Source organism: Halopseudomonas sp. (assembly GCF_038130085.1).
In the GTDB taxonomy this organism is placed as follows: domain Bacteria; phylum Pseudomonadota; class Gammaproteobacteria; order Pseudomonadales; family Pseudomonadaceae; genus Halopseudomonas.
In genome coordinates, this window is the sequence record NZ_JAYPMU010000010.1 from 20,633 (window position 1) to 42,226 (window position 21,594).

General features: G+C 63.2%; 21 protein-coding genes. 8 read left to right on the forward strand and 13 right to left on the reverse strand.

From position 1 onward, the window contains the following. The first annotated feature begins 2 nt into the window (after positions 1-2). Together AAFM31_RS09350 and AAFM31_RS09355 are read left to right on the forward strand one after the other, a co-directional pair. Positions 3-845, forward strand: coding sequence for an ABC transporter ATP-binding protein (locus tag AAFM31_RS09350; protein ID WP_341707651.1), 843 nt, complete (start codon positions 3-5; stop codon positions 843-845). Positions 846-1,038: 193 nt separating this feature from the next. Continuing rightward, positions 1,039-1,356, forward strand: a complete 318-nt coding sequence (locus AAFM31_RS09355; RefSeq protein WP_341707652.1) for a hypothetical protein — start codon at positions 1,039-1,041, stop codon at positions 1,354-1,356. 20 nt (positions 1,357-1,376) lie between these two features. Here AAFM31_RS09355 and AAFM31_RS09360 read toward each other — a convergent pair whose 3' ends face one another. Genes AAFM31_RS09360 through AAFM31_RS09385 form a run of 6 tightly spaced genes read right to left on the reverse strand, consistent with a single transcriptional unit; the run spans position 1,377 to position 5,925 of the window. After that, entirely contained in the window at positions 1,377-2,087 is a 711-nt protein-coding gene (locus AAFM31_RS09360; protein ID WP_341707653.1) for an HAD family hydrolase, read from the reverse strand. Then, positions 2,084-3,007 carry a tyrosine recombinase XerC gene (gene xerC / locus AAFM31_RS09365; protein ID WP_341707654.1) on the reverse strand — a complete coding sequence of 308 codons (924 nt, stop codon included), beginning with the start codon at positions 3,005-3,007 and terminating at the stop codon, positions 2,084-2,086. Before xerC ends, AAFM31_RS09360 begins: the two co-directional genes overlap by 4 nt. Continuing rightward, the gene (locus tag AAFM31_RS09370) at positions 2,991-3,695 is read right to left on the reverse strand and encodes a DUF484 family protein (protein WP_341707655.1); all 705 of its coding nucleotides are present in this window, start codon (positions 3,693-3,695) and stop codon (positions 2,991-2,993) included. The genes xerC and AAFM31_RS09370 overlap by 17 nt, the downstream gene beginning before the upstream one ends. After that, the gene (gene dapF, locus AAFM31_RS09375; RefSeq protein ID WP_341707656.1) at positions 3,692-4,522 is read right to left on the reverse strand and encodes a diaminopimelate epimerase; all 831 of its coding nucleotides are present in this window, start codon (positions 4,520-4,522) and stop codon (positions 3,692-3,694) included. Before dapF ends, AAFM31_RS09370 begins: the two co-directional genes overlap by 4 nt. 1 nt (position 4,523) lies before the next feature. After that, positions 4,524-5,777, reverse strand: coding sequence for a diaminopimelate decarboxylase (gene lysA, locus AAFM31_RS09380; protein WP_341707657.1), 1,254 nt, complete (start codon positions 5,775-5,777; stop codon positions 4,524-4,526). Between the two features lie 7 nt (positions 5,778-5,784). Further along, on the reverse strand, positions 5,785-5,925 hold the full coding sequence (locus tag AAFM31_RS09385) for a lipoprotein (RefSeq protein ID WP_341707658.1): 141 nt from the start codon (positions 5,923-5,925) through the stop codon (positions 5,785-5,787). A gap of 131 nt (positions 5,926-6,056) precedes the next feature. On the opposite strand from AAFM31_RS09385, the gene cyaY reads away from it, so the two are divergent. Next, entirely contained in the window at positions 6,057-6,392 is a 336-nt protein-coding gene (gene cyaY, locus AAFM31_RS09390) for an iron donor protein CyaY (RefSeq protein WP_341707659.1), read from the forward strand. Continuing rightward, complete coding sequence (locus tag AAFM31_RS09395) at positions 6,389-6,583, forward strand: DUF1289 domain-containing protein (protein ID WP_341707660.1); 195 nt, start codon at positions 6,389-6,391, stop codon at positions 6,581-6,583. Before cyaY ends, AAFM31_RS09395 begins: the two co-directional genes overlap by 4 nt. Positions 6,584-6,588: 5 nt before the next feature. Here the strand turns inward: AAFM31_RS09395 and AAFM31_RS09400 are convergent, their stop codons facing one another. Then, the gene (locus AAFM31_RS09400; RefSeq protein ID WP_341707661.1) at positions 6,589-9,429 is read right to left on the reverse strand and encodes a class I adenylate cyclase; all 2,841 of its coding nucleotides are present in this window, start codon (positions 9,427-9,429) and stop codon (positions 6,589-6,591) included. Positions 9,430-9,437: 8 nt separating this feature from the next. Then, entirely contained in the window at positions 9,438-9,680 is a 243-nt protein-coding gene (locus tag AAFM31_RS09405; RefSeq protein WP_341707662.1) for a TIGR02647 family protein, read from the reverse strand. A 157-nt stretch (positions 9,681-9,837) separates the two neighbouring features. Between AAFM31_RS09405 and AAFM31_RS09410 the strand changes: the two genes are divergently transcribed. Both AAFM31_RS09410 and AAFM31_RS09415 read left to right on the forward strand, forming a co-directional pair. Next, on the forward strand, positions 9,838-10,500 hold the full coding sequence (locus AAFM31_RS09410) for a glutathione S-transferase (protein WP_341707663.1): 663 nt from the start codon (positions 9,838-9,840) through the stop codon (positions 10,498-10,500). A gap of 114 nt (positions 10,501-10,614) precedes the next feature. After that, entirely contained in the window at positions 10,615-11,622 is a 1,008-nt protein-coding gene (locus AAFM31_RS09415; RefSeq protein WP_341707664.1) for an adenosine deaminase, read from the forward strand. Between the two features lie 42 nt (positions 11,623-11,664). Here AAFM31_RS09415 and AAFM31_RS09420 read toward each other — a convergent pair whose 3' ends face one another. From AAFM31_RS09420 to AAFM31_RS09435, 4 genes are all read right to left on the reverse strand, one after another. Next, positions 11,665-13,572: a beta-ketoacyl synthase gene (locus AAFM31_RS09420; RefSeq protein ID WP_341707665.1), complete on the reverse strand. Its 1,908-nt coding sequence runs from the start codon at positions 13,570-13,572 to the stop codon at positions 11,665-11,667. Between the two features lie 191 nt (positions 13,573-13,763). Then, positions 13,764-14,522 (reverse strand): transporter substrate-binding domain-containing protein, encoded by a 759-nt coding sequence (locus AAFM31_RS09425; RefSeq protein ID WP_341707666.1) that lies wholly within the window; start codon positions 14,520-14,522, stop codon positions 13,764-13,766. A 77-nt stretch (positions 14,523-14,599) separates the two neighbouring features. Beyond that, entirely contained in the window at positions 14,600-14,962 is a 363-nt protein-coding gene (locus AAFM31_RS09430) for a cupin domain-containing protein (RefSeq protein WP_341707667.1), read from the reverse strand. Between the two features lie 57 nt (positions 14,963-15,019). Continuing rightward, positions 15,020-16,357 carry an aspartate aminotransferase family protein gene (locus tag AAFM31_RS09435; RefSeq protein ID WP_341707668.1) on the reverse strand — a complete coding sequence of 446 codons (1,338 nt, stop codon included), beginning with the start codon at positions 16,355-16,357 and terminating at the stop codon, positions 15,020-15,022. 240 nt (positions 16,358-16,597) lie between these two features. On the opposite strand from AAFM31_RS09435, the gene AAFM31_RS09440 reads away from it, so the two are divergent. Together AAFM31_RS09440 and AAFM31_RS09445 are read left to right on the forward strand one after the other, a co-directional pair. Continuing rightward, complete coding sequence (locus AAFM31_RS09440; RefSeq protein ID WP_341707669.1) at positions 16,598-18,097, forward strand: aldehyde dehydrogenase; 1,500 nt, start codon at positions 16,598-16,600, stop codon at positions 18,095-18,097. 68 nt (positions 18,098-18,165) lie between these two features. After that, positions 18,166-19,314: an MFS transporter gene (locus tag AAFM31_RS09445; protein WP_341707670.1), complete on the forward strand. Its 1,149-nt coding sequence runs from the start codon at positions 18,166-18,168 to the stop codon at positions 19,312-19,314. Between the two features lie 3 nt (positions 19,315-19,317). On the opposite strand, the gene AAFM31_RS09450 is transcribed toward AAFM31_RS09445, so the two are convergent. Then, a complete protein-coding gene (locus tag AAFM31_RS09450) occupies positions 19,318-21,393 on the reverse strand; it encodes a TonB-dependent receptor (protein ID WP_341707671.1) in 2,076 nt (691 codons plus the stop codon). Positions 21,394-21,594: the final 201 nt, after the last annotated feature.

The window sequence follows — 21,594 nt, forward strand, 5'->3', positions numbered from 1 at the left end:
CCATGGACCATTCCTGCATCAGCATTCGCAACGTGGGCAAGCAGTTCGAGGCCCGCAATCAGACCATTGAGGCGCTGCGCGACGTCAACCTCGAGGTGCAGCCCAACGAGTTCATCACCTTTGTCGGCGCCTCCGGCTGCGGCAAGTCGACCCTGCTGCGGATTATGGCCGGGCTGGAAACCCACAGCAGCGGCGACATTCTGTTGCGCGGCGAGCCGATCGACGGCCCCGGTGTGGATCGCGCCATGGTCTTTCAGCATTACAGTCTCTATCCGTGGCTGACGGTGACGCAGAACATCAAGTTCTGCCGTCAGCTGAAGGTCATCGCCGACGCGGTACACAGCCAGTCCGACGTTGAGGCCGCCAGCGGCCGTGCCGACGCGCTGCTCAATCTGATGGGCCTGAAGAACTTTGCTGGCGCCTATCCCAGTCAGCTGTCCGGCGGCATGCAACAGCGGGTGGCGATTGCCCGCGCACTGATGCCGCGGCCGGACTTTCTGCTGATGGACGAGCCCTTTGGGGCGCTGGATGCGCAGACCCGAGAGGTGATGCACGACCTGATCCTGCATGTGCATCGGCTGGAGAAGAGCACCATTCTGTTCGTCACCCACGATGTGGAAGAAGCCATCTATCTGGGCACTCGCATCGTGCTGATGGCGCCGCGGCCGGGGCGCATCGACAGTGTCTACGAGGTACCGCTGCCGAAGGTGCGCCATCAGGACATGAAGCTGGAGCCGGAATTCATTGCTCTCAAGCGCGAGATTCTGACCCGTATTCGGGAAACCTCCGGGGTGCAGACCGATCTGGATCAACTGGCGCGCCTCAGCGAGGGGGCTGCGCTTTAGGTCGCACTGGTCGATCTGCTGAACGACCAGCGGTTGCCGGTGACCTTCCAAGGCGGAGTTGGACTCGGCCCTTGCGGAATGGCGTGTGCCCCTCTACCGCAGGGGCTGGAGACGAAAAAATTTTCTTTGCAAGACTAGCCAAATCCCCTCGATGAACTATATATAGCCTGTTTTCCATTGTGAGGATTCAGGCATGAGTGATGATCTGGACGACGATCTGGACGGTATGGACGACTCCGAGGTCGACGATCAGGATGATGCGGTAGACGGCAGCGATGATGGCGATGACGGTGAACCGGTAGCGACCGGCAAGTCGCGCAAGAAGGCTGTAGCTTCGACCGATGAACTGGAAGGCGCGTCAATCGAAGCCAAGGATCGTGAGCGCGAGATGCTGGCGCGTCAGATCGAAGAATTCATGGCCCGTGGTGGTCAGGTTCAGCAGATCGGCGATAACGTCGTATCCGATCCGCCGAAGAAACCGGAAAGCAAGTACGGCAGCCGCCCCATCTAGCACGCTGCCGCACCACCCGCTCAGCGTTTGGCGTAGCGCTGATAGCGGTTCAGCCAGGGCGGAATTTCGCTCAGGCAGCGCACTTCGCCGTGGGCCCTTTGCTGGCCCGACCAGGCACTACCCTGTGGGTTGAACCACAGGGTATGCATGCCAACGTCCAATGCTCCCTGGATGTCATCACCCGGATGATCGCCAATGTGAACTGCCTGCTGCGGCTCGACACCGGCCCGCTCCAGCGCGCTCATAAACGGTGCCGGATGCGGTTTGCTCAGGCCCACCTCGTCGGCCGAGACAATGATGCTGAAATAGCGATCCAGCCCCAGGCGACGCACGTCGGCGTTGCCGTTGGAGATGCAGGCCAGCTGGTATTGGCGTGACAGCAGTTCCAGCACCAGTTCGGCGTGGGGGAAGTATTCCAGCCTATGCCGTGCGTCGATGAACACCTCGAAGCCTGCCAGCGCCAGGCGCTTCGCCTCGTCAGCTGAATAGCCAGCCTTGCGCAGGCCCAGTTCCAGTACCGCGATACGCAGTGGGGTGACCCGGTGGCGCAGCTCGGGGTCGGCGTCCAGTACCTCGGCCAGCAGCGCCTTGCGCGCGTCCATGTCGCGGGCGGCGGCGTAGTCGGGCGCCTGTTTGGCGAGCCAGTCAGCCAGTATCCGTTCGGCGTTGGCTACTACCGATTCGGTTTCCCACAGGGTGTTGTCGAGGTCAAAAGACACCAGTTGAATCATTTGTCTGCCTTGCGTTTGGCTCTGGGGTGGGCCTGATCATACACCTGCGCCAGGTGCTGGAAATCAAGATGGGTATAGATCTGGGTGGTGCTGATGTCGGCGTGGCCGAGCAGCTCCTGCACGGCGCGCAGGTCGCCGGAGGATTCGAGCATGTGGCTGGCGAAGGAGTGGCGCAGCATGTGCGGGTGCAGGTGTTGCCCGATCCGCTCGATGCCGTGACGGCGCAGTCGCAGCTGGATCGCGCGCGGGGTCAGCGCGGTGCCGCGCTGGCTGACGAACACCGGCTGCTGGGTACCTTCGCGCGTTGGGCGCACGCTGAACCAGTCCTGCAGGGCGCGACGGGCCATGCGGCCGACCGGCAGTACCCGAGTCTTGTTGCCCTTGCCGGTCACCCGTACCTCGCCCTGCGGCAGGTCGAGGTCGGCCATATCCAGCCCCGCCAGCTCCGACAGGCGCAAACCGGAGGAGTAGAACAACTCGAGCATGGCCTGATCGCGGCGCTGCAGCCAGTCGTCTTCGCCGCTGCTGTCGAGCAGCTGTGCGGTCAGATCGGCGTCGAGGGTACGCGGCAGGGTGCGTGGCGCCTTGGGCGCGCGCAGATCTTGCGCCGGGTTCTGGCGGCTGCGGCCTTCGCGCTGGAGAAAACGGTAGAAGCTGCGGATGGCGCTCAGCAGGCGCTGCAGGCTGCGCGGTGCCAGACCGTGCTGATGCTGGCTCGCGATAAAGTGGCGCAGGTGCTGGGTATCGAGTTGGTCCCAGCCGGGGAGCCCGCGTTCGCTGCGATGCTGATCAAGGCTGAGCAGGTCGTGGCGGTAGGCTTCCAGGGTGCGCGGTGACAGCCTGCGCTCCACGCGCAGGTGATCGAGAAACGCGCTGATATCAGGGTCGGCGAGGCCGGCCTGCTCAGGCGTGGTTTTCATCGGCCAGCGGGCGTTGGCGCAGCAGCACGCGGGCGAGTGCGTCGGCAACGTAGCCGAGGAACAGGGTACCGGTGGCGCTGCGGTACTGCTGGGCGTCTTCGCTGCCGAGGGCCAGCACGCCGTGCAGACCCTGGTAACGGATCGGCGCGAGTGCCGTTGAGGCCACCTGCTCGCTGGATTCGGCAAACAGGAAGCTCAGCTCCGCTGGCCGCAGCGCACCGGCAATCGGCTTGTTGCCATCGAGCAGATGACCGATGGCGTCCTTGGCCGCGGCGTGGGTGACGCAGTGGGCGTTGCTGTAACGGTCCGCTTCGGTAAACAGGATCAGGCTGACGTGGGGTACCTGAAAGTCGTTGCGCAGGCTGTCTTCCAGGGTTGCGATCACCTCATCCAGGCTCTGTGCTTCGAGCATGCCGAGAATCAGCCGGCGGCTCTTCTCGAACAACCGGTCATTCTCGCGCGCAGTGTCCATCAGCTGATTAAGCCGATGGCGCACGTCGATGTTGCGCTCGCGCAGCAATTTGACCTGGCGCTCGACCAGCGACACCGCATGGCCCGCTTCATGCGGAATGATCAGATCGGCCAGCAACTCGTCGTGCTCGACGAAGAAGGCCGGATGGCGACGCAGGAAGTCGGTGACCTGCTCTGCGTCGAGCTGCTCTGGGTGCGGTGTTTGCTGTTCGCTCATACGCGGATCTGTCCCTCGTAGACACGGGTGGCGGGGCCGGTCATCAGCACTGGCTTGCCCGGGCCAGCCCACTCGATCTGCAGGCGACCGCCGGGCAGGTCGATCTGCACCGGTGAGTCGAGCAGGCCAAGGCGGATGCCGGCCACGGCGGCGGCGCAGGCGCCGGTGCCGCAAGCCTGGGTTTCGCCGACGCCGCGCTCGTAGACCCGCAGGCGGGCGTGCTGACGGTCGATCACCTGCATAAAGCCGGCGTTGACCTTGCGCGGGAAGCGCGGGTGGGCCTCGATCAGGGCACCGAGACGCTCCAATGTACCGTCGCGAACGTCGGACACCAGGGTGACGCAGTGCGGGTTGCCCATGGATACCGCGGCAACCTGCAGGGTCTCGCCGCCGACTTCAAGGCGGTACTCGCAGGCCTCTGCGTCAGCCTCGAAAGGAATCTCCGCCGGGATGAAGCGCGGCGCGCCCATGTCGACGGTGACCTGCTTGTCGCGGTTGATCTGCAGAACGATCGGGCCGCCAGCGGTTTCGACGTGGATGGTCTTCTTCGCGGTCAGGCGCTTGTCCTGCACAAAGCGGGCAAAGCAACGCGCACCGTTGCCGCATTGCTCGACTTCGCTGCCATCGGCGTTGAAGATCCGGTAGCGGAAGTCGGCATCGGGGGTGCTCGGTGGCTCGACCAGCAACAGCTGATCAAAGCCGACGCCGGTGTGGCGGTCGCCCCATTGGCGGATCTGCTTGGCTGACAGCTGGGCGTGCTGGGTGACCAGGTCGATGACCATGAAGTCGTTGCCCAGCCCGTGCATCTTGGTGAATCGCAGCAGCATCTCAGGCCTCGGGCAACAGGGACTCGCCCGCCAGCAGTTCACTGACGGTTTCGCGGCGACGGACCAGATGGGTGGTGTCGCCGTCGACCAGCACTTCGGCCGCACGCGGACGGGTGTTGTAGTTCGAGCTCATGACGAAACCATAGGCACCGGCGGAGCGCACCGCCAGCAGGTCGCCTTCGGCCAATGCCAGTTCGCGGTCCTTGCCGAGGAAGTCGCCGGTCTCGCAAACCGGGCCGACCAGATCCCAGGTCTGCACGGCAACGTCGCTGCGCGGCTTGACCGCGTCGATACCCATCCAGGCGCTGTACAGGGCCGGACGGATCAGGTCGTTCATGGCGCCGTCGATGATGGCGAAGTTCTTGTGTTCGGTCGGCTTCAGCAGGTTGACGCGGGTCAGCAGCACACCGGCGTTGGCGACAATCGAACGGCCCGGCTCGAAGACCAGTTTCAGGTCGCGCCCGGCGAGTGCCTCACGGACCTTGGCCAAGTAGCTGCCGGGGCTCGGCGGCACTTCGTCGCGGTAGGTCACACCCAGGCCACCGCCCAGGTCGAGGTGGCGAATGGTGATGCCTTCCGCTGCCAGGCCGTCGATCAACTGCAGCAGGCGCTGTAGCGCATCGATGAACGGGGTGTCGTCGGTCAGCTGGGAGCCGATGTGGCAGTCGACGCCGCAGATGTCGATATGGCTCAGCTCGGCAGCGCGGCGGTAGACCGCCGGTGCCTGGGCGATGTCGATACCGAACTTGTTTTCTTTCAGACCGGTAGAGATGTAGGGATGGGTCTTGGCATCCACATCCGGGTTGACCCGCAGCGAGATCGGCGCCTTGATATTCAGCTCGGCAGCGACCTGCTGCAGGCGTTCCAGCTCGGCGGCGGATTCGACGTTGAAGCAGTGAATGCCGACTTCCAGTGCGCGGCGCATTTCAGCCGCGGTCTTGCCCAGACCGGAGAAAACAATGCGCGACGGTTCGCCGCCGGCGGCGAGTACGCGCTCCAGCTCACCACCAGAGACGATGTCAAAACCGGCGCCGCGGCGGGCCAGCAGGTTGAGCACGCCCAGGTTGGAGTTCGCCTTGACGGCGAAGCAAACCAGATGGGGGACGCCGTCCAGTGCGCTGTCCCAGGCGTCATAGGCCTGCTCGATAGCCGCACGTGAGTAAACGAAGCAGGGGGTATCGTATTGCTCGGCAATAGCGGACAGGGCGACGCCTTCGGCGTAGAGTTCGCCGTTGCGATAGTCAAACGCGGTCATGGGTGCATCACTTCTCTGTCGATTGCTCGGTGGTCTCGGTGTGCGCCGCAGTGTTGGCGCCGGTGTCCTCGGGCAGGTAGAGAGGGCCTTTCTGACCGCAACCGGTGAGAACCAGTAGCGTGAACAGGGCCGCAGCGAATGGCTTCATGTTGAAATCCTTACAGGTAGAATACCCGGCAGTATACCCAGCCACCCGGTCCGACGCACCAGCCAGCGGCCCGGCGGCCAGAAAACGGCGCACAGACGCCTGAGCCAAATGAGAGACAGACAATGCAGGACATGAGCGAAGCGACATTTCACCAGACCGTGGATCGGGTGCAGGACCTGATTGAGCATGCCCTCGACGGCGGTGAGCTGGATCTGGAAATGGAGCATATCGATGGCTCGCTGGTGCTGATACTGCCCGAGGGCCAGCGTTTGGTGGTCGGCCGCCAGCCGGCGTCGCGCGAGCTGTGGCTGGCAACCCCGGATCGCATCCTGCACTTCAATTTCGATGCCGAGCGCGGCTGGCTGCACGACAGCGGCGAAGGCACCCTCGGCGAGGTGTTGGCCGAGGTGCTGGAAGACATCAGCGGTGAGGAAGTTGAACTGGATATCGACGCGGAGTCGCTGTGACAGCGCGTGGCCGGCAGCCCTCACCTTGCGTGCGCAAGTGTTGCCTGGACGGCGACCTGTGCATGGGCTGTGGTCGTCTGCTCGACGAAATTCTGGAGTGGGGCAAGGCGTCCGACAGCCGGCAGTGCGAAATCATTGATGCAGCGCGGCAGCGCCGCCTGGAACGAAAAATCCCCTACTCCGTGCTCTGACCCGCTCAGCTGAGCGCCTGCATGGCGCTGTTTAGTGCGCTTTCCAGCTGCTGGCGATAGCGCAGGTACTGCACGGTCTGCATGCGTCCACCCGGGTCGATGGCCGACAGATCAAGGTCGGTGATGTAGCAGGGATAGGCCTCGCGATTGCGGCGACGACTGAGGATGTGCTGCGCGACCTCCTTGTACAGCCGGTCGCCGTGCTCCAGTTCAGAGAACTCGCGGTGATCACAGAAAATGGTGACCCGCGGCCCCCGGGGTCCACCGGGCTCGGCAATGGCTTGCACCGCGTAGATGTCCGGGTCCATGCCGCCGCGTGGCAATGGCTTTTGTTCAATCCGCAGCGGGTGGCCGTCGAGTGCCGGCAGGATGGCGTAGACCAGCAGGTCATCCTCGTTGACGCTGCTGTCCAGCGGCTGATTGGCCTGACGGCGCAAGCGAATGCTCTGCAGAAAACGCAGCAATGGCAGCAGCAGGGTCTGCTCGTCGCGATAGCTCTGGCGCATGCTCCACAGGGCGCCGCGCTCATCCAGCAGGCTGATCTCTGCCTGCCACTGGGGCTTGAGGCGGTAGAACAGCTGAATGCGTCCCGGCTGGTCCTGCGGCAGAATCAGCGCCAGGTCCTGGCCTTGTAGCGCGTAGTTGTCCAGCGCCAGCTTGCTGTAGCGCGGGTGCGGTTTTCCGAGGTAGCGCAGCAGCTGCTCGCGGTCGGCGAGCGTCTGCATATTGATCTGTTCATCCTGCCACTCCAGCGCGCGATAGCTGTTCTGCAGCTGCAGCAGGAAGCGTTCGGGCGGGGTGGACAGCAGGTGGGCCGAGGCGTCGCGAAACAGCTGCTCGACCCGTTCGGCGATGGCGCTGGCACGATTGCGGCAGAAACAACGGACTTCCAGCTCCGGCAGGCGCTGATGTTCGCGGCCGCTGGTGAGGTAATCCTGCAGTGCCTGCATGCACGCCTCTTCGCCACTGTACTGATGCACCAGCAGTTCATTCCAGCTGTTCAGGGTGACCTGATCGATACTCAGAATCAGGTTGTCGCGCATGCCGGAGTAGCCCAGTGCGTCGGTATGACTGCTGATCAGGTGGAGGTTCTTCTGGCTGTTGCCGGGCAGCGGGTCGAGCCCGATGTTGACCAGCAGCAGCACCTTGCAGGGTTCGCTGGCGCGCGACAGCGCGGTTTCGGTCAGCGCTGGCAGGGGCAGCGGAAACTGCTGCCGCAGGCACTGCACCAGACTGTTCAATTCGTACTCGGTCAGCGCGCTGTCGCCCGGGTGCAGGGCGAAGCGGGTCGCAGCGTCGATCACGCCGTTACGTTGGCCCCAGGCCAGCAGCTCAAGCAGTTGGCGTGAACGTTTGAGCGGCAGGTGATCGGCCAGCTCCTGCACATTCAGCGTGCCGCGGTAGAGGCTCCAGTAAGGTTCCCCTTCGTCTGCCGAGAGGTTCTGGCTGATGGTCAGCACCGGCTCGCTCAGATCCGGGCTGATACCGGGGTTAATGAACTCGATCTTGCCGGCCTTGCGTTCGAAGGCGGCGTACAGGCGGCGACCCAGCAGTGACAGGTCGCGGGCACTGACCTGATTGATCACATTCTGGCTGCGCCCGAACTGGGATAGCAGCCGGTAGCTGTGGGTCAGCTCGTTGACCAGTTGGCGACGTTCGGCACTGACCTCACGGATGCGCCACTGGGCGCGGTCGTCCATCTGTTGCAGCTGGCGCGGGCCCCATTGCCATTCGCGCACCAGCTTTTCCATGATGTTGCGTTTCCAGTCCATCATGCCGCTGCGTCGGCTCAGGCGCACGTTGGCCTTGATGTAGAGGCAGCGGCGCACCAGCTCCAGACGCTCGGATTCGCCGCGTTTGAGCAGGTAGCGCTCCAGTTTGCGGTACAGCATGACGTAGGGGTCCAGCTCGTCTTCGTCCAGCTGGCCGGCAAAGATCGCCTGCTTGAAATCCAGGCTCAGACAACGCACCTGCGGGTGCTCGCTGGAGTAGACCTCGGTCAGCAGCAACTTGAGCACCGACTTGTAGGGCGAGTCGATCCCCTTGAATAGCTGCCAGAGACCGGCGCCGACAAACTCGCCGGCGGGGATGTTGGCGACATGGCCGAAGTTCAGGCTGTCTGCGGTCTTGATAAAGCGCTTGGTAATCAGCTGTTCGGTGTAGTGCGCGTAGCGCGCCTCCTCATACACCGGAACCAGCCACCACAGGGGATAGCGGCCGCCAAGCAGGATGGCGGTCCGGTAGAACTCATCCAGCAGCAGGTAATGCTGAGTGCTGCCGCAATCCTCGATGCCGAGGGTATTGTCGCGCGCGCCCTGAGCAAAACTGGTCGGGTCGACCAGATGAAAGTGGGCCTCGCAGTTCTGGGTGTCTGCCCAATCCGTGATGGCCTGGCATTTGCGACTCAGCTCGTCGCGCTGGGCGGCAGACAGGTCGGGGTTGTGGCAGACCCAGATATCGAGGTCGCTTTGGTCAGACTGGCCAATGGTGCCGCCGCTGCCCATCAGGTACAGCCCCTGAATCTGCGGGGTGAAACCGGCTGGGTGGCGGCGATATTGGAAGCTGCGAGTCAGGCTTTGGGCGACCTGAAGACTGGCGGTTTCCGGTTCGAAACCGGCCAGCCCGCAGGGCGTATCGCGGGAGACGAAGCCCGGCAGCAGTGGATAGTTGACGTCAAACAGCAGCGGAATCAGCTGCAGGACGTTGTATTGTCGTGTCGGCAGAGTTTGCAGAACCCGGCGCAGGCGGGTGGCGTTGACCGCCATGAAGCGCTTGCGCAAGGTATTCAGAGCCTTGCGATCGATACCTTCTTCGATGCGTGGCTGGATCTCGCCGTGCGACTGCATGGGGGTGGTCAGGACTCCGCGGTACGTAAGATGGTCAGCAAGGTTTGGCTGTGTTCAGCGGCGTCCAGACCGAGGCTGGTCAGATACCCGCCGTCGTGCTGGGTGATCAGGCCCTTGGTGAACAGCCGCTCTGCTGCTGCTACGGTTGTTGGATCGGCATCGTGGCTGTGAATCTTGAGTCCTTCCTGCGAATTGGACAGGTTGAACTGGCTGAGCAGGTTGATTTCGATGATCTCTTCGGGTGTCAGCATTGCGTGAGCCTCTTTTCGGGTTTGCAATCAGTCTAGCCGGGTGTCGTTAACGGCGCATTCAGAGCCCTGATGACACTGGCGAATTATCACCGGAACAGGTACAAAACAGGCCGCGTCACGGTGTCGCCCCGTCCGTCTAACAATGGAGAACAACAGGATGATCAGACTACACGGCTTTGCAGCCAGCAACTACTTCAACATGGTCAAGCTCGCGCTCCTGGAAAAGGGCGTCGAGTTTGAATTCGTCAGCGTACATGGCAGCCAGGATCCCGAGTTTCTGGCCAAGAGCCCGCGTGGCAAGGTGCCGGTGCTGGAGACTGAGCAGGGCTTTCTGAATGAAACCTTCGTGATCCTTGAATATCTTGAAGAAACCCAGGGTGGCAAGGCGCTGCTGCCGAGCGATCCGTACCAGCGAGGTGTGGTGCGCGCACTGGCCAAGGAGATCGAGCTGTACATCGAACTGCCGGCCCGCTCCTGCTTCATGGAAGTGTTTTTTGGCGGCAAGGTGGATCAGGCAATCAAGGACAAGGCCCGCGTTGAACTGCTGGCTGGCGTTGCCACGCTGGCGCGCCACGGCCGTTTCGCGCCGTACGTCGCTGGCAGCGAGATGACTATCGCGGATCTGTACTTCCTCTACAGCTTTGAGCTGGCTTGCACTGTTGCGCAGAAACTGTTCGATATCGATCTGAAGGCCGAGTTGCCGCAGGGCGTGGCGCTGCTGGAGCTGTTGGCGCAGAACCCGAATGTACAGAGCGTGGCGGCTGATCGCGACGCCGAGCTGGCAGCTTTCATCGCCTCGATCCGCGCTTCGCGCGGCTGATCGGTTCCCAGCGGGCAGTCTGGTTGCCCGCTGCGTGCTGGCCCGTGTCGGGCACCTGGCATATCCTTTGCTGCATGAGCTGTATTGTCATGCAGCAGGATTCCAGGAGTGCTTATGTCCTTCCCCGATACCGATTTTCTCCGTGCACTGCCCAAGGCCGAGTTGCACATGCATCTGGAGGGCAGTCTCGAGCCCGAGCTGATGTTTGCCCTGGCCGAGCGCAACGGCATTACCCTGCCTTACGCCGACGTTGAAGCGCTGCGCGGCGCTTATGAGTTCAGCAATCTGCAGGACTTTCTCGATATTTATTACCAGGGCGCCGATGCCCTGCGCACCGAGCAGGACTTCTTTGATCTGACCTGGGCCTACCTGCAGCGCTGCGCTGCCGATGGTGTGGTGCATGTCGAGCCCTTCTTCGACCCGCAGACGCACACGGTGCGCGGTATCCCGATTGCGGTGCAACTGGCCGGTATCTCGCGGGCGCTGGCAGATGGGCAGGCCAAGCTGGGTATCAGCTCACGGCTGATTCTCAGCTTCTTGCGGCATCTCAGCGAAGACGATGCCATCGCCACGCTGGAAGAGGCCTTGCCGCTGCGCGAACACTTTGTCGCGGTGGGTCTGGACAGCTCCGAACAGGGCAATCCGCCGGACAAGTTCGAGCGGGTGTTCGCCATGGCCCGTGACGCCGGGCTGGCCTGCGTTGCTCACGCCGGTGAGGAAGGCCCTGCAGAGTACATCGTGCAGGCGCTGGATTTGCTCAAGGTGGTGCGAATCGACCATGGCGTGCGCTGCGTCGAGAGCCCGGAACTGGTGCAGCGGCTGATAGCCGAGCAGATGCCGCTGACCGTTTGCCCGCTGTCCAATACCCGGCTGAAGGTGTTTGCCGATATGCGCGAGCACAACATCCTGCAACTGCTGGAGCAGGGCGTTAAGGTCACCATCAACTCGGATGACCCGGCCTATTTCGGTGGTTACTTGCTGGCGAACTTTGTGGCGGTGCGCGACGCGCTGAACATGAGCCGCGAGCAGGCTGTGGCGCTGGCGCGTAACAGCATTACCGCGAGTCTGCTGAGCGAGGCCGAGCAGGCCCAGTGGCTGGCAAAACTGGCCGAGGCGGCCTGAGGCGGGAGCGGGGCACGGCTGGCCGTGCCCCGACTTGGTCAATCAGTCGAGCATGTCCTTGAAGCGCTCATCCTTGCGGAAGGTCAGGGCCTTGCTGAAGCCAGGCACCTGAATCTGCGCGTCGCTGATCTGGATCGCTGACTCGTCGATCATGTTCTGACCGAAGTTGTAGATGATATCCAGCTGGCCCTTGAGTGCGCGCTGGTTGTAAGCCTCGGCCGCGGCGCGGGTCTGCTCGCGGCGCTGTTGCCAGGCCTCGAACGCCTGCTCGCCGTAGCGTTTCTTCAGCATCCGCTCGACCACCGTGGGCGCCAGTACCACCGCGCTGGCGTTGTTGCCGCCAAACCCCTTGGAGTTGATGAAGCCCACTTCCAGTGGCAGCTGGCTGCGGTCGATATCGCGCGTGCTGATCAGCAGGCGCTGCTGGTGCACGTCTTCGGCGACCTGGTCGATGGTCTTGATGCCCGGGATGATCTGGTACTTGAAGCTGCCGAGGGTCGCGGCCAGCTGGTCGGCACTGGCGCTGGCCAGCGAGTGGCCGACGTAGGCCTTTACTGCTGCAACCGGCCAGCTGCTGATGCCGAAGGCCTCGGCCACGCGGTCGAGAATTTCCGACTCGGTGACCCGGTTGGCCGGGGTGCTGGAGCCGTGCGCCTGAATGAAGCTGCGCTGTTGCACCGCTTCCGGGCCAACGATCTGCATGGCGGCGTAGACCGCTTTGGCCATGGTCAGATAGTTGCCGGGGCCTGGCGCGGAAATCGACTTCTTGAAGCCGTCGGCGTTGATGAATACGTCCGGTACTGCACCGTGAATATCGGCGCCCAGCTCCATCGCCAGCGCGTCGTCCATCAGCACGAAAAACTGGCCGGATTCGGCGAGGGTGAAGCCGCAGTTGTCGCTGAATGGGCGGCTGGCGCGGCGGAAATCGACCTCGTCGATGCCGCCGATCTGGCGCAGTCCGTCCTCTGTGGCCAGCGCGCCCATTGCGCCGTAGCCCTCGATGCACTCCTGGGTAATTGGCGCTTCCCCGTTACCGACCAGCACCACGCGGGCACGGCCGCTGGTGATCATGTCGCTGCCTTTTTGCAGGTTGTAGAGGAAGCTGGCGCAGGCGCCGGTGATCGCGCCGGTGGTGCCGACGCTGCCGAGGATGTAGGCGTTGATAAAGTCGGCCGGCATGCTGTTCAGGCCTAGCGCGAGTTGCTTGGCGCTGACCCGGCCACCCTTCAGACGCGACTGCATCAGGCCGCCGAAACTGTTCTCGTCGAGCTGACTCATGGCGCTGCTGGCGAATACCGCCACTTCATCGGGTTCAACGCTGTTGGCAATGGTCTGCCAGTCGATGCCGACCGAGCGCAGCGCGTCGGTTGCCGCGACGATGGTCAGCTGCAGGCCGCGTGGGTGGAAACGCGAGGCATACAGCTCGCCGGGTTCCAGCCCTGAGGGAAGTTGACCGGCAGACTTGACCGGCAGGGCGCGAAAGCTGTCGATCTTGAGGTCGCAGCCGTCATAGACGGTCACCATGACCTCGGTGTCGTTCAGCGGCTCAACCACCCAGTCGCTCGGCAGCGGCTCGGGCAGCTGCTTGTTCAGGGTGATGAAGGAGAATGGCTTGCCGGCCTCGCCGGTGACGGTCAGGTTCTTCTGCCAGTGCGCTGCGTCGACGTCCAGATAGCGCTTCTCGATGCGTCGTACCAGGGTGCTGTCGAGGATCTGCTGACCGAAGCGCTGCTCAATATCGGCGGCGCTCAACGGTTGGCCGTCGGCGTCCAGGTACTGGTCATTTTCGACCGTCACCAGTTTCATCAGGGCGGCCAGGCCCGCGAGGGTCTCTTGCCGTTCGGCGGCGGGCAGGGACTCGATCACCATGCGGCGGAAGCCGTGGTGGAATGAGCTGCGGCCGGCGGCGTTGTAGCCGCCGAAGCCGACGATGACCGGTAAACGCGACATCAGACTGGACTCCTGGCTGTGTCCTGGGCTCCTGCAACAGGGGCGTAACCGGGCGCTGTTTGGCTATTGAAAGCCGCTGCCCGATCAATGGGACGATTGGATTGTTGGTTTCGATGTCAGTGCTGACGAGAAATGTAACTGGCTGGTCACGTTTAGACCAATGTGTTTTTGTAATCGGGGCCTGCTGACGCTTACTGGCTGTACTCCGCAGCGTCGAGGATTCGCTGGATGTCGCCGCGCTCTTCCAGTGTGTGCAGGGCTTTGTCCAGGCGGTCGCGCAATGCCTGCGCGTCGGGATGAGCGCGTGACACAAACAGGTAGACATTCATGCGCAGCAGCGGGTCACTCGCAACGCTGTTTTCTGGCAGGGAGCGCAGCAGGCTGTGCATTGGGCCGTCGTAGTTGATCAGGTAGGGGGCACGGTCGTGCAGCAGCATCTGCAAGGCCGCTGCGTGGTTGGTGGCTGGGGCAATTTCGATCTGCGCTTGGGGTGCGCGCAGCTGCTCGCCGAGTGCCCCGTAGCTGTAGGCGCCGATCAGGATCACGCTGCTGCCGGCAAAGTCCGATAGCGTGCTGATCGCGGGTTGGGGTGGTTTGCGGTAGACGTTCAGAGCCAGATTAAATACCGGAATGCTGCCTTGCAGGGCGCCGGCGAGCATGCCGGGGTGGCCATCGCCTGCCATGGAAACGGTGGTCTGTCCGTGCTGCAGGCGGCTGTACAGCCGCGCGGCGGGGTAGCCGCGGACGACATAGGGGAGGTTTGCCTCGGCGAAGAGCGCGGCAGCGAGATCCAGTACCGGGCCAGAGGGCGCGCCGTTTGCGTCCAGCTGGAAGTACGGCGGGAAGTCGGCCAGCGCGAACTCCAGCGGCGCGGGCTCCTGCGCGCGGACGCCCAGTGCCGTCAGAGACAGTACGGTCAGGCTGGCAAGTATAGAAATAAGCTTTCGCACGGTTGCTCCCGCAATATCCATATCGCCCCCTCAACCTAGGTCGTGGGGGGCGGTACGTCAACCGTGCGGGGTGCGGATCAACTGGCCGGTTCGTAGATTACATACACCTTGCGGGTGCGCTCGCGTACTTCCCAGCTGCCGCTGAAGCCGGCGGGGATGACAAAGCGATCGCCGGTGCGCAGCACCCGGCTGTTGCCGTCAGCGTCATGCAGTACGGACTCGCCTTCAAGGATCTCGCAGTACTCGTGCTCGCTGTAGCTGACGGTCCAGTGGCCGGGTTCGGCTTCCCAGATACCGGTGCTGAATTGCCCGTCCGGGCTGCTGTAGTGATTGCGCACGTTCTGCGCCGGATCACCGCTGATGATCTTGGCCGCGTCCGGGCGGTAGTGTTCAGCCGGGGTCGCGGCGCTGGCGAAATCGATGATGCTGGAAATGCTCATGGGACTGTTCCCTGTAAGGTGATGGCTGCCGGCGTTTCCGACGGCAGCCGGACAAACTCAGGCAGTGCGGCGAATGACGGTGGCGAGGGTATCGACCAGACGATCCAGCTCGGCCTTTTCCACGGTCAACGGTGGCGACATGGCGATGATATCGCCGCTGCAGCGCACCATCGCACCTTCCCAGAAACAGCCGTCGAACACCTCGTAGCCGCGTGTGCCGGGCGCGTCCGGACGGCTGGCCAGGTGCACGGCGCCAACCAGGCCGGTATTGCGGATGTCGATCACGTTCGGCAGGTCGCGCAGGCTGTGCAACGCATCGGCCCAGTAATCTTCCAGCTCGGCGGCGCGGGTGAGCAGTTGCTCGTTGGCGTAGATGTCGAGGGTTGCCAGCGCGGCGGCGGCAGCGACCGGGTGACCGGAGTAGGTATAGCCGTGGAAGAACTCGATCAGCCCCTGCGGGCCCTGCATGAAGGCGTCGTGAATGTGCTGGGCAACGAACACGGCGCCCATCGGGATGGCGCCGTTCGTCAGGCCCTTGGCAGTGGTGATGATATCCGGCGTGACGCCCCAGCGCTGGGAAGCGAAGGGGGCCCCGACCCGGCCATAACCGGTGATGACCTCATCAAAGATCAGCAGGATGCCGTGCTTGCTGGTGATTTCGCGCAGACGTTGCAGGTAGCCCTGCGACGGCAGGATCACGCCCGCCGACCCTGACATGGGCTCGACGATGACGGCGGCGATATTCTCGGCGCCGTGCAGGGTAACCAGTGCTTCCAGCGCTTCGGCCCGCTCAATACCAAAGGTCGGCAGCCCCTTGGTGAAGGCGTTGCGTTCTAGATCCAGCGTATGCGGCAGGTGGTCGACACCCGGCAGCTGCGGGATAAAGGCCTTGCGATTATTGGCCATGCCGCCAACCGAAACACCGCCGAACCCAACACCGTGATAACCCAGTTCGCGACCGATCAGCCGGGTACGTGTGCCTTGGCCGATGGCGCGTTGATAACCCAGTGCAATCTTCAGCGCGGTATCGACCGACTCGGACCCCGAGTTAGTGAAGAACACCCGGTTCAGGCCTGCCGGGGCGAGTTCACTCAGGCGCTCGGCCAGCTGGAACGGCAGTGGGTGACCCATCTGAAAGGTCGGGGCGAAATCCATTTGCTGGATCTGGCGGCTGACGGCTTCGGAAATCTCGCGGCGACCGTGACCCGCATTGCAGCACCAAAGCCCCGAGGTACCGTCGAGCACCTGGCGCCCTTCGACGTCGGTGTAGTAGACACCGGACGCGCTGGCCAGCAGTCGGGGCTTGGCCTTGTACTGACGATTGGCGGTAAAGGGCATCCAGAACGGATCGAGGCTGAGGTCCTGGGCGGGGGTCGGGTGCTGCAAGCTGGTCATGGTGCGTTCCTGGCTGGGTGGCGGAAAAGACGAACTGCAACGTCATCGTCGGAAGGGATGGGCGGTGGCGCTGATGCGAGAAAGTCTATGTCAAAAATAACAAACGTCAAAGGGGCGTTTAGCGAAACAGAGCGGTTCTTTTTTCATCGTTTGTCAAAAATATTGAATTATTCCCGCGGACTGAATTACTGTTGCCGGGATTTCAATTCCCTTCAGCGCAACAGCAGCGAGGAGCAGAACATGAGCAAGGCAGTCAGTCGGCAGGACTGGGAGCAGCGCGCGGCCGCGCTGCAGATTCAGGGTCAGGCGTTTGTGGCTGGCCAATATCAGCCGGCGGTCAGCGGCGAGACCTTTGACTGTATCTCACCGATCGACGGTCGGGTACTCGCGCAGATCGCCAGCTGCGATCAGGCCGATGCTGATCTGGCAGTGGCCAATGCCCGTGCGGTGTTCGACAGCGGCGTCTGGTCACGCAAGGCGCCGGTGCAGCGTAAGCGCATCATGCAGCGTTTTGCCGACCTGATCGAACAGCATTGCGAAGAACTGGCGCTGCTGGAAACCCTCGACATGGGCAAGCCGATCGGCGATTCCATGGCGGTGGATATTACCGGTGCAGCGCGCTCGATCCGCTGGAGTGCCGAGGCAATCGATAAGGTCTACGACGAAGTGGCGCCGACTGCCCACGACGAACTGGGCCTGATCACCCGCGAGCCGGTCGGTGTGGTTGCGGCCATTGTGCCGTGGAACTTCCCGCTGCTGATGGCCAGCTGGAAACTGGGCCCGGCGCTGGCAACCGGTAACTCGGTAGTCCTGAAACCGTCGGAGAAGTCTCCTTTGACCGCTATCCGTGTGGCTGCCCTGGCCGTTGAGGCCGGTATCCCGGCGGGCGTGCTGAACGTGCTGCCTGGCTATGGCCATACCGTCGGCAAGGCGCTGGCGCTGCACATGGATGTCGATACGCTGGTGTTCACCGGCTCCACCCGCGTTGCCAAGCAGCTGATGATTTACGCCGGCGAGTCGAATATGAAGCGCGTCTGGCTGGAGGCCGGCGGCAAGAGCCCGAACGTGGTCTTCGCCGATGCGCCGGATCTGGATGCGGCTGCTGAAGCCGCCGCCAGCGCCATCGCCTACAACCAGGGTGAGGTCTGCACCGCCGGTTCGCGTCTGCTGGTGGAAGAGTCGATTCGCGAGGAATTCGTCGGCAAGGTCGTCGAGGCGCTGAAGCGCAGCTGGGCGCCGGGCCATCCGCTGGACCCGAATACCAGCGTCGGCGCGCTGGTCGATACCATCCAGATCGAAACCGTGCTGCGCTACATCGATACCGGCCACGCCGACGGCGCGACCCTGAAGCTCGGCGGCAAGCGCGTGATGGAAGAAACCGGTGGCCTGTTCGTCGAGCCGACTGTATTCGACGGCGTAACCAACAGCATGCGCATCGCCCGCGAGGAAATCTTCGGGCCGGTGCTGTCGGTCATCGGCTTCAGCAGCTTCGACGAAGCCATGCAGATCGCCAACGACACCATCTACGGTCTGGCCGCAGCGGTCTGGACCAGCGATCTGTCCAAGGCCCATCGTGCGGCGCGTACCCTGCGTGCCGGGAGTGTCTGGGTCAACCAGTATGACGGTGGCGACATGACGGCGCCGTTCGGTGGCTTCAAGCAGTCCGGTAACGGTCGCGACAAGTCCCTGCATGCGTTCGACAAGTACACCGAACTGAAGGCGACCTGGATCAAACTCTGATCCGATCTCAAACCTGAGTAGACCAGGGCGGCCGCAAGGCCGCCCTGTGCTTTGTGCAGAGCGTATCGATGAACTGGAGAACCTACGCGGTTGTTACCGCCTCGGTGGTGATCGTCGGGCTGGCGCTGGGTGTCACCCTGCCGCTGGTGTCGCTGCGCCTGCACGAATGGGGTTACAGCACCTTTGCCATCGGCATCATGGCGGGGATGCCTGCGGTCGGTATTGTGCTTGGCTCGCGCTTGAGCGGTCGCTTGGCTGGGCGTATTGGCTCCGAGAACACCCTGCGTTTGGTCATGGCCTGCAGTGCGGTGTCGGTGGCGCTGCTGGCGATCTGGCCGAGCTACCCGGTTTGGCTGCTGCTGCGGCTGGTGCTGGGTATCTCGTTGACGGTGACCTTCATCCTTGGCGAAAGCTGGATCAACCAGATCGTGCCGGATCGTCTGCGTGGCCGGTTGGTGGCGGTGTACGGCAGCGGCTTTGCGCTCAGTCAGCTGTGTGGCCCGCTGCTGCTGGGTTTCATTGGCACCGAGGCCGATAGCGGCTTTTGGCTGGCGACGGGGCTGCTGGTGTTTGGCGGTCTGATGCTGATGACCGTCTCGGGCGCACCGGTGGTGGACGCGGCGGCGGCTGATGGGCGCGGCTTGCGTAAATTTGTCCGCCAGCTGCCAGCGATTGCCTGGGCGATGGTGCTGTTTGCCGGGTTTGAAACCATGACCCTGACGTTGCTGCCGGTCTACCTGATTCGCGAGGGCTTCGCCCAGCAGTTGGCACTGGTCATGGTCAGCACCGTGGTGGTCGGCGATGCGGTATTGCAGGTGCCGGTCGGTGCGTTGGCAGACCGTATCTCGCGCACGGCGCTGTTCAAGTTCTGCGGACTGATATTGCTGCTAAGCAGTATTGCGTTGCCGCTGGTGCTGCACACGGTGCTGATCTGGCCGGTGCTGGTGCTGTTTGGTGCCAGCGCCGGTGCGCTCTATACCCTGTCGATCATTCTGGTTGGGCAGCGTTACCGGGATGATGAACTGGTGCGCGCCAACGCCCATATCGCCATGCTCTGGGGGCTTGGCTGCCTGCTTGGGCCGATGCTGACCGGTGCAGTGAGCGAGTGGCTGACCGGCCACGCGCTGCCGATCATGATGGCGATTGCCGCGTTGATCTTCGTGCTGCTGGCGCGCCGGCCCGGTGCTTTTGACGCGGTCAGCATTGACCGCGCCTAGTGGTCAGTCCCAGCGGTACGCGACGTCCAGACCGATCAGCCAGTTCCGCTCCGGTGCCGGTTCGTAGTAGCGGGCGCCGGCGCCGTTGACGATCAATGAGCCGATGTACTCGCGGTCGGCGAGGTTGTCGATGCGGGCGAACGGTTCCAGCGCCCATCCGCCGAACTGCTTGCGATAGCTGGCGCGCCAGTTGAACGCGGCGTAGCCAGGCGCCTCTGCGCTGTTATCGTCGTTGGCATAGCGGTGGCTCAGGCTCTGCATTTCCAGCGCGGTGCTAAAGCCCTCGGTCGGCTGCCATGCCAGTTCGGCGTACAGGCTGTGGCGCGGTATGCCCGGCAGGCGCTTGCCGGCCAGGTCATCGCCGTTACCGTTGACGTAGCGGTCAAAGCGGGCGTCCAGCCAGGTGTAGGCCAGATAGCCCGTCAGGTTCGAGGTGAGCTGTTGTTCGATGCTCAGCTCAATGCCGCGGCGGGTCGACTTGCCGGCGTTGGCGTAGGTCGAGCGGTCGGTGTTGAGCTGCGGTTCACCGGTGACGATTTCATCGTCGACGCGGGTGTAGAACAGTGCCATGTCCAATTGCGTTTGGTCGCGGCGCAGCTTGAAGCCGACCTCAGCGTTGTCGGACTCGCTCGGCCGCAGGTCGAAGTTCAGGCCGCTGCCGTTCGGGCGGTAGGCCAGTTCCTGCGCCGTCGGTGTTTCGAAGCCCTGGCCGATGGCGCCGTAGAGGCTGATCTCGGGTGTCCACTGGTAGCTCAAACCCAGCGCCGGGCTGGTCTGGTCGTAGCGAACCGAGCCACTGTCGTCCTGACCATCGACGAAGTAGTCGTCGTCGGAGTCGAATTTGACCTTGCTGTAGCGCGCACCGGCGGTGAGGCTCCAGCGCGGCGCCAGCTCCCAGGTGCTGATCAGGTAGGCTTCGCGACTCTCCACCCGATTGAATTCGTCACGTTGCAGGTTGCCTTTGCTGCCGAACTGGTTGACGAAGCCCTTGCGGCCTTCGCCCTGATAGTTCCAGCTCAAGCCCGCGGCCAGCGTGACCGGCAGATCAAACAGGGTGGAGTCGCGCTGCCAGCCCAGCTCGCTGCCGCCGAAGCGCCGATCCAGTTCGATCACGCCCCCGCCGGAGAACTGCGAGTTGCCGGGAAAGGCCAGAAACTGCTGCACGTCACGTTCGCCGCCGTAGACCATCACCGTTACTTGGTCATCGTTGGCGAGGCGGCGTTGGTAGTTCATCCCCAGCTGCTGGTGACTGACACTCTTGCGGGTGTCAAAGCGCTCGGCCTGGGCGACGGCCTGCTGGCGGTCGCTGGCCAGCGCGGCGGCAGTCAGCCCGAGCGGGTCCTGGGTGTCCGGCTGGTCCAGCGCGCTGAACAGCAGGGTCAGGCTGGAGGCATCATCGATATCCCAGCCCAAGCGCAGATTGGCCATGTCGCGGCGGGTTTCGCTGTGGTCGCGATAGCCGTCGGTTTCCAGCCGGGAAACGTTGGCAGCAACATTGAGGTCGCCATATTGGGCACCGTACTTCAGGCGTTCACGCCAGAGACCGTCGCTGCCAATGCTGCTGCGACTGCTCAGGGTCGGGTAGAAGCTGCCCTCGCTGCTGAAGCCCTGAATGATGCCGCCAGAGGCATTGCCATAGAGGCTGCTGAGTGGGCCACGCAGCACTTCAATGCGCTGCAGGTTGTCGAGGTCGAACAGGGCTGGCTGTCCCTGACCGTCGGGCATGGTCAGCGGGATACCATCCTGCAGCAGGCGTACACCGCGCACACCGAACTGGGCGCGGGCGCCAAAACCGCGGGATGAGATCTGCACATCCTGGGCGTAGTTCTGACGGTTCAGGGCAAGCAGGCCCGGCACCCGTTGCAGCGGCTCGGACAGGTTGGCGCCGAGGTTGGCTGACGACAGGTCGTCGGCAAATAGGGTGCTGCGGGCCAGCGGCAGAGTCAGATCGCGGCTGTCATCGCTGGCGCCGAGTACCGTCTGGGTCGGGAGCTGGAGGCTTGCAGTGGCGCTGTACGCGCTGCTGGCCGTGCACAGCAGCGCGCTGCTGAGCATGGCCCGGATGGGAGTGAGCTTCATCGGGGCGGACTGTTTTTTATTGGGTGTATTTCGCCGTTCTGGCGGTGCGCAGCAGCAGTCTATCAGGGCGAGTGCGCGGGAGCAGCTGTGCCGGAGGGGGGGATTTGGGGGGGGAGTGCAGTGTAAAAATACTTTGAAGTAAAAGTATTATACGTGTAGTCTTGCGCGTTATTCGTTTTGCTCAGAGAAGGTCTCTTGTTC

What these genes read in the sequence shown, in the direction of transcription:
- AAFM31_RS09350 (WP_341707651.1), top strand. Translation starts at nt 3, where the DNA reads ATGGACCATTCCTGCATCAGCATTCGCAACGTGGGCAAGCAGTTCGAG.
- AAFM31_RS09355 (WP_341707652.1), top strand. Translation starts at nt 1,039, where the DNA reads ATGAGTGATGATCTGGACGACGATCTGGACGGTATGGACGACTCCGAG.
- AAFM31_RS09360 (WP_341707653.1), bottom strand. Translation starts at nt 2,087, where the DNA reads ATGATTCAACTGGTGTCTTTTGACCTCGACAACACCCTGTGGGAAACC.
- xerC (WP_341707654.1), bottom strand. Translation starts at nt 3,007, where the DNA reads ATGAAAACCACGCCTGAGCAGGCCGGCCTCGCCGACCCTGATATCAGC.
- AAFM31_RS09370 (WP_341707655.1), bottom strand. Translation starts at nt 3,695, where the DNA reads ATGAGCGAACAGCAAACACCGCACCCAGAGCAGCTCGACGCAGAGCAG.
- dapF (WP_341707656.1), bottom strand. Translation starts at nt 4,522, where the DNA reads ATGCTGCTGCGATTCACCAAGATGCACGGGCTGGGCAACGACTTCATG.
- lysA (WP_341707657.1), bottom strand. Translation starts at nt 5,777, where the DNA reads ATGACCGCGTTTGACTATCGCAACGGCGAACTCTACGCCGAAGGCGTC.
- AAFM31_RS09385 (WP_341707658.1), bottom strand. Translation starts at nt 5,925, where the DNA reads ATGAAGCCATTCGCTGCGGCCCTGTTCACGCTACTGGTTCTCACCGGT.
- cyaY (WP_341707659.1), top strand. Translation starts at nt 6,057, where the DNA reads ATGAGCGAAGCGACATTTCACCAGACCGTGGATCGGGTGCAGGACCTG.
- AAFM31_RS09400 (WP_341707661.1), bottom strand. Translation starts at nt 9,429, where the DNA reads ATGCAGTCGCACGGCGAGATCCAGCCACGCATCGAAGAAGGTATCGAT.
- AAFM31_RS09405 (WP_341707662.1), bottom strand. Translation starts at nt 9,680, where the DNA reads ATGCTGACACCCGAAGAGATCATCGAAATCAACCTGCTCAGCCAGTTC.
- AAFM31_RS09410 (WP_341707663.1), top strand. Translation starts at nt 9,838, where the DNA reads ATGATCAGACTACACGGCTTTGCAGCCAGCAACTACTTCAACATGGTC.
- AAFM31_RS09415 (WP_341707664.1), top strand. Translation starts at nt 10,615, where the DNA reads ATGTCCTTCCCCGATACCGATTTTCTCCGTGCACTGCCCAAGGCCGAG.
- AAFM31_RS09420 (WP_341707665.1), bottom strand. Translation starts at nt 13,572, where the DNA reads ATGTCGCGTTTACCGGTCATCGTCGGCTTCGGCGGCTACAACGCCGCC.
- AAFM31_RS09430 (WP_341707667.1), bottom strand. Translation starts at nt 14,962, where the DNA reads ATGAGCATTTCCAGCATCATCGATTTCGCCAGCGCCGCGACCCCGGCT.
- AAFM31_RS09435 (WP_341707668.1), bottom strand. Translation starts at nt 16,357, where the DNA reads ATGACCAGCTTGCAGCACCCGACCCCCGCCCAGGACCTCAGCCTCGAT.
- AAFM31_RS09440 (WP_341707669.1), top strand. Translation starts at nt 16,598, where the DNA reads ATGAGCAAGGCAGTCAGTCGGCAGGACTGGGAGCAGCGCGCGGCCGCG.
- AAFM31_RS09445 (WP_341707670.1), top strand. Translation starts at nt 18,166, where the DNA reads ATGAACTGGAGAACCTACGCGGTTGTTACCGCCTCGGTGGTGATCGTC.
- AAFM31_RS09450 (WP_341707671.1), bottom strand. Translation starts at nt 21,393, where the DNA reads ATGAAGCTCACTCCCATCCGGGCCATGCTCAGCAGCGCGCTGCTGTGC.